Below are 15,219 nucleotides of genomic sequence, written 5' to 3' on the forward strand. Positions count from 1 at the left end.
CTGGAAACCAATTCTTATCAATTAGCTTAATGATCGACAAGCCACGCGATTATTGCGGCATTTTTGGGATGCAAAACCATCCTGACGCAGCCTTTCTCACCTATTATGGACTGCACGCGCTGCAACATCGGGGACAGGAATCAGCGGGAATTGTGACTTCTTATTACGATGAAGATCAAAACCGTTGGGTAATGCCTGCGCACCGCGATTTTGGTTTAGTGCTTCAGGTTTTTGATGACCAAAAGATCTTTGAAAAAGAACTTGAAGGAACAGCGGCGATTGGTCATAACCGATATTCAACAACAGGAGCTTCTAAAAATCCGGCTAATATACAGCCGTTTCGGGTCCATTATCGCAGCGGAAATATTGCGATCGGACATAACGGAAATTTGGCAAATGCCAAGCAGTTACGTGAGCGTTTCAGGGAAGAAGGCGTGCTTTTTCAGAGTACCTCAGACACCGAGCTTATCTTGCATCTGATATCACACAGCAAAAAAGAAACACAGCTGGAACAGGTTTTAGATGCCCTTGAGCAGGTTGAGGGAGCTTATAGCCTGGTGATGCTGACTGACGATAAGTTGATTGCAGTTCGCGATCCCAATGGATTTCGTCCGTTGGCGTTGGGTAAAGTTGACGGTTCGTATTGCGTGGCAAGCGAAACCTGCGCGTTTGATATTATTGATGCCGAATTTATCCGCGACATTGAGCCCGGAGAAGTGCTGGTAATGGATCAGGAAGCAACAGCGGATTCTGAGCCGGAATCGTACCAACTGGATGCGGAGTATGGTACTGACACCAGTCAATGCATTTTTGAGTATGTGTATTTCTCACGGCCCGACAGTAAGATATTTGGCGAAAATGTTGATAAAGTCCGTCGCAATTTGGGGAAGTACCTGGCTAAAGAGCATCCAATTAACGAAGTCATTAAAAAAGCACCGCCCGATAAGAAGCCGATTGTCATTTCGGTGCCCGATTCCAGCAATACGGCAGCGTTGGGATATGTGCATGAAAATCAGAAATTAGGACACCAGTGCAAGTTTGAAATCGGATTGATTCGTAACCACTATGTGGGACGTACCTTCATCTCACCGGGGCAGGAATCCCGCAATCAAAAAGTGCGCACTAAGTTTAATACAGTACAGGGAGTCATTGAAGGTCGTTCGGTTATTATTGTGGATGATTCGATTGTACGCGGAACGACATCGCGCTATTTGGTTAATATGATCAGACAGGATAATCCTGCCGAAGTTCACTTTATGGTAAGTTCTCCGCCTATCATCAGTCCATGTTATTATGGGATGGACTTTCCAACTCCTGAGGAATTAATGGCCAATCGTTTCGATCAAGATATTGAAGCTATGGCCAAAGAAATTGGAGTGGATAGCCTCAGGTATTTGTCGCCTGATGGGCTGGTTAATGCGGTAAAAGAAGCAAACGTATCACCAAAGGGATACTGCACGGCCTGCTTTACAGAAGAATATCCGGTACCGGTTAACTTTGGCATCGAAAAAGAGGAAAACGAAATTATATAATGCCTTTCAAAAAAGCTGACTTCGTCACGAGTGCTCCTTCGCTGGATGTTTGTCCGGATCCCTATTTTCCCGAGATCTGTTTTGCAGGTCGTTCTAATGTAGGAAAATCATCATTGATCAACGCTTTAGTTGATCACAAGGGATTGGCGCGTACCAGTAATGTGCCCGGGAAAACGCAGCAGATGAATTATTATCAGGTCAATGACAAGGTGTACCTGGTTGATCTGCCCGGATTTGGCTATGCCCAGGTATCCAAAGAAGAACGAGAGCGCTGGGGACGAGATATTCGTGACTACCTGTTGGAAAGATCGACGCTTCGCTTAGTTCTTCATTTGGTGGATATCCGCCATGAGCCCAGTGACCTTGATGAGGAGTTTTTCTACTGGCTGGGAATGAATCGACTGCCTTTTGCAGTGGTACTATCGAAGGCCGATAAACTTTCCTACAATAAACAGCAGCAATCCAAATTTCGGTTACAACGAATTTTGGATGAAATGAATATTGAAGTACCTATTATTGTGAGTTCTACCAAAGACAAGAAAGGCATTACAGAAACAAAGGAAATAATTACCGAATTTGCAGAATTTTAAACGGAATATAATTCCATTATTATGCATATTGATCATATCGGCATAGCGGTTGATGATTTGGAGGAAGCGGTAAAAACCTACGAGAGGCTTCTGGATGGAGAATGCTATAAGCGCGAAGTCGTAGAAGATCAAAAAGTAGAAACGGCTTTTTTCCGTACTGGTGAATCAAAAGTTGAGTTGCTGGGTGCTACAGATCCGGATTCCGTGATTGCAAAATATGTTGCTAAAAAAGGCGAAGGTATGCACCATATGGCTTTTGAGGTGGATGATATCCATGCTGAACTGGAACGGCTGCGTGAAGAGGGATTTACGGTGCTGAATGATGAGCCCAGTCGCGGGGCGGATAATAAACTGGTGGCTTTTGTCCATCCCAAAGATAACCACGGGGTATTGGTGGAGTTGTGTCAGAGTATAGAAGATTAGGTTGAGTTTTGGCGGTTACAGTCCTATCTTTAGCAACTCTAATTTGCGAACTGATTTAGTTCTTTTTTAATATTGTGATACCGAATCGGGACGTGGCTCAGCCAGGTAGAGCACTCGACTGGGGGTCGAGGGGTCGCTGGTTCAAATCCAGTCGTCCCGACAGTGGAGTTTACAGGAGCGTTATTAACTAGCGCTCCTGTTTTTATTTTACATAGGAAATCAAGATGAGTTACTATGCCTACATGCTTCGGTCGGAATCAGGGGGGCAAGTCACTATTGTCACCATGTGTCTTTAATTTTGACTTTCTCATGCTCCTATTTTGACCCACCCTCATTCCCTCCCTTAAATTGTACAGACTTGGGACATCCTTTACATAAATTAGGGAGGGGAGCTCTTTCGGTATAAATTAAAGGGCTTGCTTAAAGAGTTTTTCTCTCTGCGCAGTAGGGAGAAAACAAAAGAGGGTCAGCCTCTGAAAAGGTCAACGCTGTTTATGACACTTTGCGGTTGGGTATTATATTCTCTGCTAAATTTATAACACCTGTCTGTTTGACCGAAAGAAGAGATCTTTTCAAGGTAACTTGAATTAGATATAAAATAGCTCGTTAAGATCATTCAAAGCACAATATTTTCTCAGTGTAATTGTATGATTAATCGTTGTGAGCTCTAAAAAACCACCCAATATAGCAGCAGTAGAATTATCATAATACACGCTGCAATTTGAATACTTAGCGGTTGGCTAGGGAATTCATATCCACAAATGGGACATACCTCGGCTTCGGCATCCACTTCTACCGCACAACCGGGACATTCTTTCTTATCCATAGCATTTCTAAAAGATCATCATCTTGCCTATTATTAAATTGAAATTAAGTAATACAAGATAGTAATAAAATGAAAATTCAGACGTCTGCCGAAGTAACCTCATTACAATGGGATGGAAAAGTTATTGACCTTAATGAACATCATAACATAGACCTGGAGTTTTCGGCCATTGATACCGGCGGCGGATTTAAAGATCCCATGCTCGATTTTTCGATACCTTTAAAAAATTCGATCGAATGGAGTGCGGATCAGCCTAATATTAGTCTTACACTGGCTGACCCAAACAATAAAGAAAAACAGGTTAGTTTCTCATTTAGTGGAGAAGTAACCGTTTCAGATCAGCAGATTAATGGACGTATCAAAGAAGATGAGCTCGGCAGAGAAGTTATTGGATTCGTCTTAAACCTGTTGCGCTAATTGAAGTGCTCGTCGTATAGCTTTTGGCTGCGATATTGAAGGTAGCGATCTTCAACTTTGTGTGAGGAGCGGGGAGTCATTCGCCTGATTTGATGGAGTAGTTTTTTTGCTTCTTCATCTCGATCAAATTCAAGCAATATATTAGCATACAGCATTTTGTTCGTGGGATTTTCCGGGGCAATCTCCAAAGCTTCCTGAACAAGCTCCAACGCCTTGTCTTTTGATGGCCAGCTCATCAAAATAGGAATGTTGGGCGAATAAAAGTGCACTTGGGCTAAAATGCGATAACCACCACCATCTTGGTATCCGGGATCTTTTTCAATGATATCTTTACAAATTCCCCGCAATTGTTTTGATATGCCACTGGTAGCTGCTCGGGCAAAACTATGTACATCTGCCCATCGCCCGATGTTGGCAGCATACCAGAATTTAATGGGTACTGAATTGGGATAGCGTTCAATCATTTTCTCGCCCAAATTGCGGCCTTTTTCATAAATATCCTTTTGCTGGTCTTCGCTAAGTCCGGTAAACATGGCTTTGAAATAGTACGACCGCAAGAGATAAGCCGCTGACTCTTCGGGATTAATGCCTTGCTCCAGGGCAGATTTAAATAGATCAATAGCCCGATTTATATTGGTAGGATCTGCTTTAAAGGAATCGGCATTGGCATCTCGCTGTTGATAGAACTTTTTTCCACGATCAAAGGTGGATTGTCCCATCGTATCAGTGAAAGAAATTGCCAAAAATAATCCACATGAGATTAATGTAGCAATGGATATTTGTCTGTTTCGGGAGTAAGGGCTTTGATAAAATCTGGTTGCCATCAATAGATTTAATTAATTGAAGGTGATGGGGATCAAACAGGGTTACAAAATGAAGTATGAGGTATTCTTTGACGGAATGCAATCAATAGAACTAAAGATAATAAAAGCATTGCTGGAACAAATCATATAATATTTTGTACATAAAGGTGGAGTTATTTGAATCTATATTAAGTTGGCTAGGGATAAAATCCTGAATCTTAAAAGAATTGACCTCATGTATATTATTGATCACGACAAGCAGGTTGCTCTCATAAATGAGATGAAACAATTGCGAAAGGACAGCAAAAATTATGAGGTTTATTACCATCATCCCTATACAAACCAGATGTGGAAAAGCTTTTTCCCGCGCGCAAACGGAGAAGAACTGGGACCTAAATTATTGCGTCATGAGCCTGTACCCTCTGATATTGATGAACGGCTAAATATTTGTTTAAGCGAAGATGCTCCGGAAAATGCTATTGGTTTAGGTATAGAATGGTCGGCACGACCCGAAATTTGGCCCGATATTATTCAGGCGTTAGAAAATCGCTATTCGCATTTCGATCGTAACCAGCTGAAACTTTTTCTGGATAACCTCCATCTGGATGAAGCCAAAGAAAAAATGCCTGCTGAGGGTTCAGTAGACGATACCAAGGAAAACAAAATTACCGAAGATAAAGTCGGTAATTTGATCTGGCGATCCCGAAAAATTCGGGTGAAGCGATTTTTTGTATTAGGGTAATTGCGTTAGCTTTTCACTTTTTTCCCACAGCTGGGGTGTTAGATCGTCATCAAAAGCAATAGCTGAGGGTTCTACTACCTTTTTATTCTTGAAATATTTGCCATTCATTGATGTTACTTCATCAGATGTAGCCAAGTAAATAGTCGTTTGAGCACCCGACTTTGGCGATCGCATAAATGGCTTGCCAATCCAGTAAAAAAGCTTCATTGCCCATCCTGCTTCTTCAGCCAGCTGCGTACGTACTACCCCGGGATGCAAGCTATAGGTTGTAATAGAAGTATCACTGCAGCGCTTAGCCAGTTCATGGGTAAACATGATGTTGCACAATTTTGAAACTCCGTAGGCTTTCATGGCTGAATAATTGTTAGCAATCTGCAGATCGTCCAGATCGAAAGCGTTGGCTCCCATCCGATGCACTTCCGATGAAACATTGATAACTCTAGCATCCTTTGATTGTTGAAGGTGATCCCAAAGCAGGTTCGTTAGCAAAAATGGGGCTAAATGATTTACCGCCAGCGTTTTCTCGATGCCATCAATGGTTTCTTCGCGTTTATTGGCAATGAGTCCGGCATTATTGACGAGCACATCAATTTGATCAAATTCCTGTTTTATCTGGTCGGCTGCAGATCGTACATCATGTTGAATAGCTAAATCAGCTAACACAATTTCAATGCCTGTATTGCCCGTATCGTTAATGAGTTCTTGACGGGCAGCTTTGGCGCGTTTCTCATTCCGACAGATCATAATTACAAAGGCTCCATCGGCGGCAAAGCTACGAGCCGTTTCTTTACCGATACCCGAATTGGCCCCGGTTACAATACATAGCTTGTTTTTTAAATCCATGATTTTATAAAATTATGGAGGGAATCTTTTGTTCAGATTGTTATACAAACACGTTAACTTTGGGCGTTTATACAATCGTAGATTTTTTAAGGTAAATCATTGTGATGATTCAAGAATATCTAAATTCAGTAGAAAATTTTATAGTTGTTGGCGATCGCGTTCTCATTAAACCGCGAGACATGGAAACAACAACTAAAAAGTGGACTCGTATTGCCGGCAACCGTCAAGGAAAAGGCAGATATCCACAGTGGCTATGTGGTTAAGACGGGTCCCGGTTATCCTATTCCTTCTAACGAAGTGGATGAAGCCTGGAAAGAAACGAGTCAGACGCAGTATATTGGTATGCAAGCCGAAGAAGGGGATTTGGCTATCTTTTTAAAAGATAAAGCCCATGAAATTGAATTTGAAAATGAGAAATATCTCATTTGTCCGCATGCTGCTATTCTGTTGCTAATACGCGAGGATATGGCAATTTGATTTGAATGGGTATAGCTTTGATGTAATGATGAATATTCTGCCTACCGATGCTTAAACTCATTCAAATTCTGAGGATGAATCATCAGGCTATGGTTATTAAAGCTCACTTGAAGTTAGCTTATTATTGTAGTCCAGAGATCCATCTGTAGGCAAAAAGAAAATTTGATTGATATTAGGTTAAGGAATGATTTGATGACCAATAGGTTTATTAATTTCGTATCCTTTTACTTTTAACCAAATCACTTAATTATGAATCGACGTCAATTCCTGCTTCGCTCTTCTTTGCTGGCAGCCGGTGCTGCACTTCCGTTTAAAACTTTGTTTGCCAACAACCAGGGTAGTTTTACTACGCTTCGCCGTAATGTGGGCTATTTTACAGAGCGGGGTGGCACGATCGGTTGGCTGGCATCGCGGGATGCGATGGCGGTTATAGATTCTCAATATCCCAAGACTGCTAAAAACTGTCTGAACGGGCTTCGTGAGAAAACCGATCAACCGTTAAATCTGCTTATTAATACACATCACCATGGCGATCATACCGGTGGAAATCCGACTTTTAAAGGAGTGGCTGAAAAGATGGTAGCCCATGAAAACGTGCCGAAACTCATGAAGAAAGCAAACGAAGAAAGTGAGGGTGAAGGGAATACTGCTTTTCCGAAGACTACCTATTCTGAGAGTTGGAAAATGGATCTGGGAGATGAAACTATTCATGCCAAATACTTTGGCCCCGGACACACGAGCGGTGATTCGGTGATCTATTTTGAGAAAGCCAATGTCGTGCACATGGGAGATTTGGTGTTCAATCGGATGAATCCCTATACCGATCGCCCGTCAGGAGCTTCGATGCAAAATTGGACTAAGATTTTATCAACGGTTGCGGAAGAGTATCCTTCCGATGCTATGTATATTTTTGGTCATGCCAAGCCCGAATATGGCGTTACCGGTAAGAAAGAAGATCTTGGGGTAATGGAAGATTATCTTTCAGCTATATTAAACTATGTTCAAAAAGGGATTGATCAGGGGTTGAGTAAAGATGAGATCACCAATAAGAAATCACTCGAAAAATTTGACCATTTTTTATATGCTGATTTCTGGACCCTCTCTGATAATCTTGGCGTAGCATATGAGGAACTAACACAATCGTAATTATGGCTGACCTGAATAGATCCACGAGAGAAAAAAGATCAGAAGAAGTCCCGGCAGTGTACGTATTGTGGGGCTAAAGCTCCGCTGGTTTGGGTGCACGGGCATGGTCAATGTGCCAATTGTGGTATTAATGTGCAGGAGTGTTGCCAGGGTGAAACCTGTCAGATGGACTAACGCTATTTGACAAAAGCTTCTTTTTCAATAGAAAAGATTCGCTCACAAAGACTTAGCTCATCGGGATTATTGGAAGCAATAATAATCACCTTTTCAGGGGTATCAAAGGCTGTAACAATTTCTGTGATAAGGTTTCGTCCCTCTTCATCCAGGTTTGATCCCGGTTCATCTAAAAGTAAAATATCAGGGTCATGAAACAAGGCCGAGGCCAGTCGCAGCCGTTGCTGTTGTCCCGTTGATAGTTTCCCAAACGGTTGATCAAGGGCATGCTTTAGCCCTACCTTGGAGATCCACAAATCAATAGTTTTAACATAATTTGACTGGTGCCGCATCTTTGAAATGAATTCCAGGTTTTCGCGACAGCTTAGCTCATTGTAAAGATTGATGTACGGAGCAGCATATCCCAATTTGTTTTTAAGAGCTGTTTTATTGAGTGCAGTTCCATTATCTTTCCAAGCGATATCTCCCGAACTTGGGGGCAAAAGTCCACCGATACATTTTAGGAAAGTTGATTTTCCTGAACCGTTAGATCCGGCGATGCCAAGGGCAGTTGACTGGTGATCGAAGGAAACGTCCGAAAAAATAATATTCGGACCAAAAGACTTTTTCAGCTGTTTAACAGATAGCGTAATCATAGGCCAAAGGTAATAAGGTGTCATCAAATCCTAAATGAAAACTTTGGGTTGGATACATTTTTAAACTTATTACTCATTAATGGAAAGGAAATTTCAAAAGATTCTCAGGATTTAACATATTGAGCCATTCTAAGGTTGTTTTGCCTTTCGCTAGACGATATATTTCCCAAAAATTATGAAACAAACCATACAGCAAATAACGCAAAGATTAATTGATCGTTTACCCGAAAACGATCAGTATTATACAGTTGAAGAACTTCGTTCGTGGGAGTTCCCTTCTTTTATTGTTCGCCGCATCAGCGTGGAATTAAGACGTAATCTTTCTGATTCGATGAACATCCCCAAAACAGATTGGGCCAACACCGGTGCTGATGCTGTGCTCGATGCCTGGCAAAAATTTATTGAGGCTATTCAAGATGAAGCCCGTCTGCCGGCTAGTTATGCGCAGGCTGTTATTGAAACTGCAGTTTCGGATGTCATAGAAATGCTGGTTCAACCTCGAAAGAATGTACCGGACGTTATTTTTGGAGCCAAGGATGAGCTTTCGGTAGAGCAGTTGCACCAGCGATTAGAGGCAGTTGTCATTTATCGGCATTTTGCTGTTGTGCTTTACAGGTATATGCAGAAGAAGGATTTAGAATCACTGAGTAAAGAGCGCTGCTCAACTATTATTGCTCAGGCTGATGAGAAATTAACTTCCCGGTATTCTCCATTGAATTGGGCCCAGATGTTGGAGCCTCTTTTTCAGCTGCAGGAGGATGGTATCGATACTAATTTGTTGCGACTATTTTTTGAGGATAAAAAGATGCCGCGGATTGCTCGAAAGTTCGACTTGATGAATACAGTACTTAGTAGAGCCGAATTTATCGAAGTACTCTCATCACCGGAATTGCTGGACTTTGATGGGTACGAAGATGATCAGTCATCACTGTTTGAGGATCAATCGCCTGCAAAAAAAGAAAAAGGTGATAATAATTCTCAGACTGTTTTGCCAAAAGAAGAGGATGAAGAATTACAACAAACCGAAGGTAATGAGCTGAAGGAATCTGAAGATCAACTGGTAAAACCTGATGAAACAGAAGAAATAGAAGATGCAGAGGATGGTTCTTTAAATGGAGCTTTTAAGGAAGAATCTGAACAAGAAGAGGATGAGGAAGTAACATCAGAAAATGAGGAAGATGAAAAACAAGATTTTAAGGAGGAAACTGAAAAGAAAGATGATTTCGAAGAGATAGAAGAAGAGGAGCAAGAGCATTCTATACCAGAAAAAGTCCCTTCATCTACAGAGGAACAAGAAGAATCGGAAACAGACACAGAAGTCTCCTCCGAATCTGAAGAGACCCCTATGTGGATGCGGTACATGAGTGACGAGGAGATCGAGGAGTATAAAAAGGAGCATGGAGCTGAAGCAGATGAGGAAGTTGATGAGGATGGATTTATTGATGAACCTATTATTGACTTGACAAAAGAAGATGCTTCGGATGAAGAGATCAAGAACCTCCGTGACATGCTATCGGATGACGAGGAGTTGTTTGTGGAGGAGATTTTTCGCGGTTCCGATCGTGCTTTTGATCAGGCGATTGAGGATATTGCTGTCTATGATAGCTGGCGCGATGTTAGTAAGTATATTGAAAAAGATATTTTTAAACGCAACTTGGTTGATATGTACTCTGAGGCAGCGGTGGATTTTACCGATCGGCTGCAGAGTTATTTTTTGGAGAAACAAAATCGCAATAAACAAGAAAATTAGATGGCTTCGGATAAAAAGGTAGAGCGGCTAAAACAAAAACGTAAAGATGCGCAAAAGGGCGGAGGTGAAGAACGAATTCAAAAGCAGCATGACAAGGGAAAGCTGACTGCGCGCGAACGTATTGATATTTTACTGGACAAGGGATCATTTGAAGAAATCGATCCCTATGTAAAACATCGCAGTCACAAATTTGGTCTCGAAGACAAAAGAATAGACGGCGATGGAGTGGTTACCGGATTTGGAAAGATTCACGGTCGACCAATCTACGTATTTAGCCAGGATTTTACTGTCTTTGGAGGATCACTGTCGGAGACCCATGCCGAAAAGATCTGTAAGGTTATGGATATGGCTATGAAAAATGGCGTGCCCATCATCGGACTTAATGACTCGGGCGGTGCGCGGATTCAAGAAGGCGTATCCTCGCTGGGTGGTTATGCTGAAGTTTTTTGGCGTAATAGTATGGCATCGGGTGTAGTGCCCCAGTTTTCGGCCGTGATGGGTCCTTGTGCAGGCGGTGCGGTCTATAGTCCGGCCCTGACCGATTTTGTGTTTATGGTTAAAAATACCAGCTACATGTTTGTTACCGGTCCAAATGTAGTCAAGACCGTAACGCATGAAGAGGTCACATCTGAAGAATTGGGTGGGGCAAGCGCTCATGGATCAAAATCAGGTGTCGCACATTTTACGGAAGAGAACGATGCCATATGTTTGCAGGAGCTTCGAAAGCTGTTGACGTATGTACCCCAGAACTGTGAGGAGAAACCTCCGCGAGAAGAATCTAAAGCACCGGATTCTGCCAAGGCTAAAAAGCTGGATGACATCGTCCCCGACAATGCCAATAAACCTTATGATATAAAGGAAGTTATTGAGGGTATTGTGGATAAAGATTCGTTCATGGAAGTCCATGAGCATTATGCCACAAACATTGTAGTAGGTTTTGCCCGAATTGACGGACGCAGTGTAGGCATTGTTGCCAATCAGCCTCTGTCACTGGCCGGGGTGCTTGATATCGATGCGTCGCTTAAAGGTGCTCGCTTTGTCCGTTTTTGTGATGCATTTAATATTCCATTGATAACATTTGAAGATGTGCCCGGATTTTTGCCCGGTACTGATCAGGAGTGGGGCGGAATCATTAAACACGGTGCCAAGCTGTTGTACGCTTTTTGCGAGGCAACGGTGCCCAAGATGACGGTTATTACCCGGAAGGCGTACGGTGGAGCTTATGACGTGATGAATTCCAAGCATATCCGTGCGGATTATAACGTGGCGTGGCCTACGGCCGAAATTGCAGTTATGGGACCAAAAGGAGCGGTGGAGATTATCTTCCGAAAAGAGATTGAGGCTGCCGACGATCCTGAAGCCAAAGAGCAGGAACTGATCGATTATTATAAAGAAGAGTTTGCGCATCCATATAAGGCTGCCGAACGTGGATTTATTGATAACGTAATTCTGCCCAGCGAAACGCGTGAAAAGTTGATCCGAGCTTTGGATGTTTCCGAAAATAAGGTAGATCAAGTTCCTCAGAAGAAGCACGATAATCTGCCTTTATAAACGTAAAGTAGGTGCTTACTAAGTCTCGTGCACTCTAGAAGTGTGCGAGACTTTTTTGTTTACTGGTTTTTACAGATTAAATCTTCAGCTATTTTTGCAGATGAAAGTACGCCCGGAAGACCCGCTCCTGGATGAGTGCCCGCTCCAACAAAAAACAGGTCATCTACATCTTCGGATTTGTTATGCGGTCGAAACCAGGCTGACTGGGTAAGAATAGGTTCTACCGAGAAGGCTGATCCCTTGTAACTGTTAAGCGTATTTTGGAAATGCAGGGGATCAATGTGGTGTTCGACAATGATATTTTCTTCGAGGTCCGGCAGATAGTTTTCTTCCAAAAACGAAATGATGGCATCGCGGTATGGTTTGGCTTTTTCAGTCCAGTCGGTACCGCTGTCTAAATGGGGGACGGGAGAAAGTACATAAAATCCTTCACAGCCTTCGGGTGCCAAAGAAGGGTCTGTTTTTGTAGGCATGTGCAGGTACAGAGAAAAATCCTCAGCCAGCTTTTTATCATGGAATATATCGGAGAGCAGCTCTTGGTATCGTTCACCCAAAATAATATTGTGGTGTTCGAGTTCAGAATCCAAGTACCTCTTTTTTGTCCCAAAATAGATTACGAAGAGTGACATGCTGTACTTGGTACGCTCAATCTTACGATTTGTCCACGTTGTTCGTTCTTGTTCGGGGATCATATTGCGATAAGTGAAAGCCACATCCGCATTTGATACTACCTGATCAGCCGAATGTTCGCTCCCGTCGCTAAGTCGAATACCATCTGCTTTTCCATTGGTGATTGTAATTTCATCTACCTCAGCATTGTAATGTATGTTACCGCCTTGCTCTTCAATCAATTGAGTCAAAGCATTTACGATGGAGCCGGTTCCACCCATAGCATAATGCACGCCCCATTCGCGCTCTAAATAGTGTATCATGGCATAGATGGATGTGGTATCAAAGGGATTGCCACCTACCAGCAGGGGATGAAAAGAGAAAACCTTGCGCAGGAAATCATTTTCAATGTATTGTGCAATATATTTGTAAACTGTTTTGTGAGACTGTAGCCTGATAAGGTCGGGCACTACTTTGATCATGTCCCACAGACTTAAAAAAGGCTTATCGGCAAGTTCAACAAAACCCTTGTTAAAAATGGCTTTGGTTGTTTTGAGAAACTTGGTATACCCTTCTTTATCGTCAGGATTCCATTGCTCAATCTCGTTTAAAACAAACTCGTGATCTCCGTTGTAGTCGAATTTTTGGCCTTCGGCATTGAATATCCGGTAAAAGGGGTCGCAGGGGACGAGTTCAAAATAGTCCTCTCGTTTCTTCCCGGCTGCCTCGAAAATTTCATCAAATAAAAAGGGAGCGGTAATTACCGTGGGGCCCCCGTCAAATTTAAAGCCGTCCATCTCATAGACGTATGCGCGTCCGCCTGGCTTGTCGCGTTTTTCAAAAACTTCGACTTCGTGTCCTCGTGATAATAGTCGTGATGCTGTTGCTAGTCCGCCAAAGCCGCTTCCAATGACAATTATTTTTTTCTTCATCTGTAAATGATATATGGGATTAATGCAGATGCTACAACCACAAAATGGGTTCAATACATTCCGACAGATAGAGAAATTTATAAAAATTAATTTTCTATCTGTTTTACATAACCACTAAAGCCCTGCCTTTTAAGCTGGCGCTGTTTTTTACGGGCGTTATTTTTATCGGTATAAATACCGTGGTACACACGGTATACTGTTTTGTTGCCCATTTTTATCTTTTCAACTCGGGCGCCGCGTATTTTTTTTGCGTGAGCTCGGGCTTGATGCTCACGATTAAATGAAGCGAGTTGTACCGTGTAGGTAGGTACTTTTAGATTAGTTACTCTTGAATTTTTGAGGTCTCCCTCTAACAGAATTAATTCTACAGGGGCAGTACCGGGCCCAAGCATATCTATTTTATCAGCGGCTTTTTTAGACAAGTCGATAACACGGTTTTTAGCATAGGGGCCTCGATCGTTGATGCGAACCGCTACGGATTTTCCATTATTCAGATTCTTAACCTTAACTACAGTATTGAAAGGAAGAGTCCGGTGTGCAGCCGTAAGACCGTACATGTCGTAAGTTTCACCGTTGGCTGTTAATTTGCCATCGAAATTGGGACCATACCAACTTGCTACTCCTTCCTCAATTTTTTCGCCCGCCTCATGGGATTTGGGAGCATCATCAGTTTTTCCGAAGCGTGAGCTGGTCCCACAAGAACTAATAAATAAACTGATTGCTATGATAAATATGGGAAGATATCGCAAGATAATTACGTCTGAAGTTTAAAGGATGTTGTAATATATTTTTACAGGATATAAAAATCCACAGTACATATAGTAAAACTAAATCAAGTTTTTAGTAATTAAATGTGGTTCATTTTGTTTCGTACTGAAGATAAAAGGAAGGGAATTATTGAGCTGATCATCCAGATACTTCGAGATGATCATTCTTTATTATCAGTGGATATGAGAGCCGATGGTGAGATTCGAACTCACGACCTATTCTTTACGAGAGAATCGCTCTACCCCTGAGCTACATCGGCTTAAACAGGTGATCAAATATAACTACTATACTGCTTTGATAGCAAGCCTAAGAGAAAAATTAAATTGGAGATCGAACAAGCTCTTGTCTATCTTCGATGATCAATTATAAAAGCATATGGAAGATTATATAGCAAGCTATCCCGTTACATTTTATTTAGTGGTTGCCAACGTAATTGTATCGCTGGGTGCCCTGTATCTATATCCCAAATTTATTGAGAAAGGGTATTTAAAACCCTATCGGACCGTCAGAGAAAACAGTTGGTATGAGATGCTCACGTCAGGGTTTTTGCATGCTAATTTGGGTCATCTTTTTGTGAACATGTTTACCCTGTACTTTTTTGGACCTATAATGGAACGGATATTAGGCGGCGGTTACTTTTTGGGATTATATCTTACGGGGCTTATTGTGGCCGGTATACCGTCAGTCATAAAATTTAAAGATGATCCTAACTATGCTACGTTGGGGGCCTCGGGAGCAGTAGGATCAGTTCTTTTTGCCTTTATTTTTCTATTTCCGATGGAAAAAATTTACCTGATGCTGATACCTGTCCCAATTCCCGCCTTTGTTTTTGCTATCCTTTATTTAATCTACAGCATGTACGCCAGTAAACAGGAGCGCGGAAAGATAAATCACGAGGCTCATCTGGCAGGAGCCCTTTGGGGTATTTTATACCTGGTGATTTTTGTTCCAAATACCATTGATCATTTTCTAACTGTATTTAAACTGATCTGATTTTAGAA

At 42.1% G+C, this 15,219-nt stretch carries 15 protein-coding genes, 2 tRNA genes and 1 pseudogene; 11 read left to right on the forward strand and 7 right to left on the reverse strand.

Annotated features, from left to right (window positions below):
- Nucleotides 1-29 precede the first annotated feature (29 nt).
- From purF to U5J89_RS03545, 4 genes are all read left to right on the forward strand, one after another.
- Nucleotides 30-1,532 carry an amidophosphoribosyltransferase gene (gene purF / locus U5J89_RS03530; RefSeq protein ID WP_322574226.1) on the forward strand — a complete coding sequence of 501 codons (1,503 nt, stop codon included), beginning with the start codon at nucleotides 30-32 and terminating at the stop codon, nucleotides 1,530-1,532.
- A complete protein-coding gene (gene yihA, locus U5J89_RS03535; protein WP_322574227.1) occupies nucleotides 1,532-2,122 on the forward strand; it encodes a ribosome biogenesis GTP-binding protein YihA/YsxC in 591 nt (196 codons plus the stop codon). Before purF ends, yihA begins: the two co-directional genes overlap by 1 nt.
- Before the next feature lie 21 nt (nucleotides 2,123-2,143).
- Complete coding sequence (gene mce / locus U5J89_RS03540; RefSeq protein WP_322574228.1) at nucleotides 2,144-2,545, forward strand: methylmalonyl-CoA epimerase; 402 nt, start codon at nucleotides 2,144-2,146, stop codon at nucleotides 2,543-2,545.
- A gap of 86 nt (nucleotides 2,546-2,631) precedes the next feature.
- A tRNA-Pro gene (locus U5J89_RS03545) sits at nucleotides 2,632-2,705 on the forward strand.
- Between the two features lie 507 nt (nucleotides 2,706-3,212).
- Here U5J89_RS03545 and U5J89_RS03550 read toward each other — a convergent pair.
- On the reverse strand, nucleotides 3,213-3,371 hold the full coding sequence (locus U5J89_RS03550; RefSeq protein ID WP_322574229.1) for a zinc ribbon domain-containing protein: 159 nt from the start codon (nucleotides 3,369-3,371) through the stop codon (nucleotides 3,213-3,215).
- Between the two features lie 69 nt (nucleotides 3,372-3,440).
- Between U5J89_RS03550 and U5J89_RS03555 the strand changes: the two genes are divergently transcribed.
- On the forward strand, nucleotides 3,441-3,788 hold the full coding sequence (locus U5J89_RS03555) for a hypothetical protein (RefSeq protein WP_322574230.1): 348 nt from the start codon (nucleotides 3,441-3,443) through the stop codon (nucleotides 3,786-3,788).
- Here U5J89_RS03555 and U5J89_RS03560 read toward each other — a convergent pair.
- Nucleotides 3,785-4,612 carry a tetratricopeptide repeat protein gene (locus U5J89_RS03560; protein ID WP_322574231.1) on the reverse strand — a complete coding sequence of 276 codons (828 nt, stop codon included), beginning with the start codon at nucleotides 4,610-4,612 and terminating at the stop codon, nucleotides 3,785-3,787. The two genes, U5J89_RS03555 and U5J89_RS03560, sit on opposite strands and share 4 nt — an antisense overlap.
- A gap of 214 nt (nucleotides 4,613-4,826) precedes the next feature.
- Here U5J89_RS03560 and U5J89_RS03565 point away from each other — a divergent pair, with 214 nt between their 5' ends.
- On the forward strand, nucleotides 4,827-5,333 hold the full coding sequence (locus tag U5J89_RS03565; protein WP_322574232.1) for a hypothetical protein: 507 nt from the start codon (nucleotides 4,827-4,829) through the stop codon (nucleotides 5,331-5,333).
- On the opposite strand, the gene U5J89_RS03570 is transcribed toward U5J89_RS03565, so the two are convergent.
- A complete protein-coding gene (locus U5J89_RS03570; RefSeq protein WP_322574233.1) occupies nucleotides 5,325-6,176 on the reverse strand; it encodes an SDR family oxidoreductase in 852 nt (283 codons plus the stop codon). The two genes, U5J89_RS03565 and U5J89_RS03570, sit on opposite strands and share 9 nt — an antisense overlap.
- Nucleotides 6,177-6,280: 104 nt before the next feature.
- Between U5J89_RS03570 and U5J89_RS03575 the strand changes: the two are divergent.
- Nucleotides 6,281-6,653: pseudogene (locus U5J89_RS03575) on the forward strand (co-chaperone GroES).
- 249 nt (nucleotides 6,654-6,902) lie between these two features.
- Nucleotides 6,903-7,799, forward strand: a complete 897-nt coding sequence (locus U5J89_RS03580) for an MBL fold metallo-hydrolase (protein WP_322574235.1) — start codon at nucleotides 6,903-6,905, stop codon at nucleotides 7,797-7,799.
- 176 nt (nucleotides 7,800-7,975) lie between these two features.
- Here the strand turns inward: U5J89_RS03580 and U5J89_RS03585 are convergent, their stop codons facing one another.
- Nucleotides 7,976-8,608 (reverse strand): ABC transporter ATP-binding protein, encoded by a 633-nt coding sequence (locus U5J89_RS03585; RefSeq protein ID WP_322574236.1) that lies wholly within the window; start codon nucleotides 8,606-8,608, stop codon nucleotides 7,976-7,978.
- Between the two features lie 175 nt (nucleotides 8,609-8,783).
- Here U5J89_RS03585 and U5J89_RS03590 point away from each other — a divergent pair, with 175 nt between their 5' ends.
- Together U5J89_RS03590 and U5J89_RS03595 are read left to right on the forward strand one after the other, a co-directional pair.
- Nucleotides 8,784-10,358 (forward strand): hypothetical protein, encoded by a 1,575-nt coding sequence (locus U5J89_RS03590; RefSeq protein ID WP_322574237.1) that lies wholly within the window; start codon nucleotides 8,784-8,786, stop codon nucleotides 10,356-10,358.
- Nucleotides 10,359-11,909, forward strand: a complete 1,551-nt coding sequence (locus tag U5J89_RS03595; RefSeq protein ID WP_322574238.1) for an acyl-CoA carboxylase subunit beta — start codon at nucleotides 10,359-10,361, stop codon at nucleotides 11,907-11,909.
- A 59-nt stretch (nucleotides 11,910-11,968) separates the two neighbouring features.
- Here U5J89_RS03595 and U5J89_RS03600 read toward each other — a convergent pair whose 3' ends face one another.
- The 3 genes from U5J89_RS03600 to U5J89_RS03610 all read right to left on the reverse strand — a co-directional run bounded on the left by U5J89_RS03600 (nucleotide 11,969) and on the right by U5J89_RS03610 (nucleotide 14,477).
- Nucleotides 11,969-13,450, reverse strand: coding sequence for a phytoene desaturase (locus U5J89_RS03600; RefSeq protein ID WP_322574239.1), 1,482 nt, complete (start codon nucleotides 13,448-13,450; stop codon nucleotides 11,969-11,971).
- 86 nt (nucleotides 13,451-13,536) lie between these two features.
- A complete protein-coding gene (locus U5J89_RS03605; protein ID WP_322574240.1) occupies nucleotides 13,537-14,199 on the reverse strand; it encodes a septal ring lytic transglycosylase RlpA family protein in 663 nt (220 codons plus the stop codon).
- 206 nt (nucleotides 14,200-14,405) lie between these two features.
- Nucleotides 14,406-14,477 (reverse strand) — tRNA-Thr (locus U5J89_RS03610).
- 116 nt (nucleotides 14,478-14,593) lie between these two features.
- Between U5J89_RS03610 and U5J89_RS03615 the strand changes: the two genes are divergently transcribed.
- Nucleotides 14,594-15,211, forward strand: coding sequence for a rhomboid family intramembrane serine protease (locus tag U5J89_RS03615; RefSeq protein WP_322574241.1), 618 nt, complete (start codon nucleotides 14,594-14,596; stop codon nucleotides 15,209-15,211).
- The last annotated feature ends 8 nt before the right edge of the window (nucleotides 15,212-15,219 follow it).

Source organism: Fodinibius sp., from assembly GCF_034521915.1.
Lineage (GTDB): Bacteria > Bacteroidota > Rhodothermia > Balneolales > Balneolaceae > Fodinibius.

What these genes read in the sequence shown, in the direction of transcription:
- purF (WP_322574226.1), top strand. Translation starts at nt 30, where the DNA reads ATGATCGACAAGCCACGCGATTATTGCGGCATTTTTGGGATGCAAAAC.
- yihA (WP_322574227.1), top strand. Translation starts at nt 1,532, where the DNA reads ATGCCTTTCAAAAAAGCTGACTTCGTCACGAGTGCTCCTTCGCTGGAT.
- mce (WP_322574228.1), top strand. Translation starts at nt 2,144, where the DNA reads ATGCATATTGATCATATCGGCATAGCGGTTGATGATTTGGAGGAAGCG.
- U5J89_RS03550 (WP_322574229.1), bottom strand. Translation starts at nt 3,371, where the DNA reads ATGGATAAGAAAGAATGTCCCGGTTGTGCGGTAGAAGTGGATGCCGAA.
- U5J89_RS03555 (WP_322574230.1), top strand. Translation starts at nt 3,441, where the DNA reads ATGAAAATTCAGACGTCTGCCGAAGTAACCTCATTACAATGGGATGGA.
- U5J89_RS03560 (WP_322574231.1), bottom strand. Translation starts at nt 4,612, where the DNA reads ATGGCAACCAGATTTTATCAAAGCCCTTACTCCCGAAACAGACAAATA.
- U5J89_RS03565 (WP_322574232.1), top strand. Translation starts at nt 4,827, where the DNA reads ATGTATATTATTGATCACGACAAGCAGGTTGCTCTCATAAATGAGATG.
- U5J89_RS03570 (WP_322574233.1), bottom strand. Translation starts at nt 6,176, where the DNA reads ATGGATTTAAAAAACAAGCTATGTATTGTAACCGGGGCCAATTCGGGT.
- U5J89_RS03580 (WP_322574235.1), top strand. Translation starts at nt 6,903, where the DNA reads ATGAATCGACGTCAATTCCTGCTTCGCTCTTCTTTGCTGGCAGCCGGT.
- U5J89_RS03585 (WP_322574236.1), bottom strand. Translation starts at nt 8,608, where the DNA reads ATGATTACGCTATCTGTTAAACAGCTGAAAAAGTCTTTTGGTCCGAAT.
- U5J89_RS03590 (WP_322574237.1), top strand. Translation starts at nt 8,784, where the DNA reads ATGAAACAAACCATACAGCAAATAACGCAAAGATTAATTGATCGTTTA.
- U5J89_RS03595 (WP_322574238.1), top strand. Translation starts at nt 10,359, where the DNA reads ATGGCTTCGGATAAAAAGGTAGAGCGGCTAAAACAAAAACGTAAAGAT.
- U5J89_RS03600 (WP_322574239.1), bottom strand. Translation starts at nt 13,450, where the DNA reads ATGAAGAAAAAAATAATTGTCATTGGAAGCGGCTTTGGCGGACTAGCA.
- U5J89_RS03615 (WP_322574241.1), top strand. Translation starts at nt 14,594, where the DNA reads ATGGAAGATTATATAGCAAGCTATCCCGTTACATTTTATTTAGTGGTT.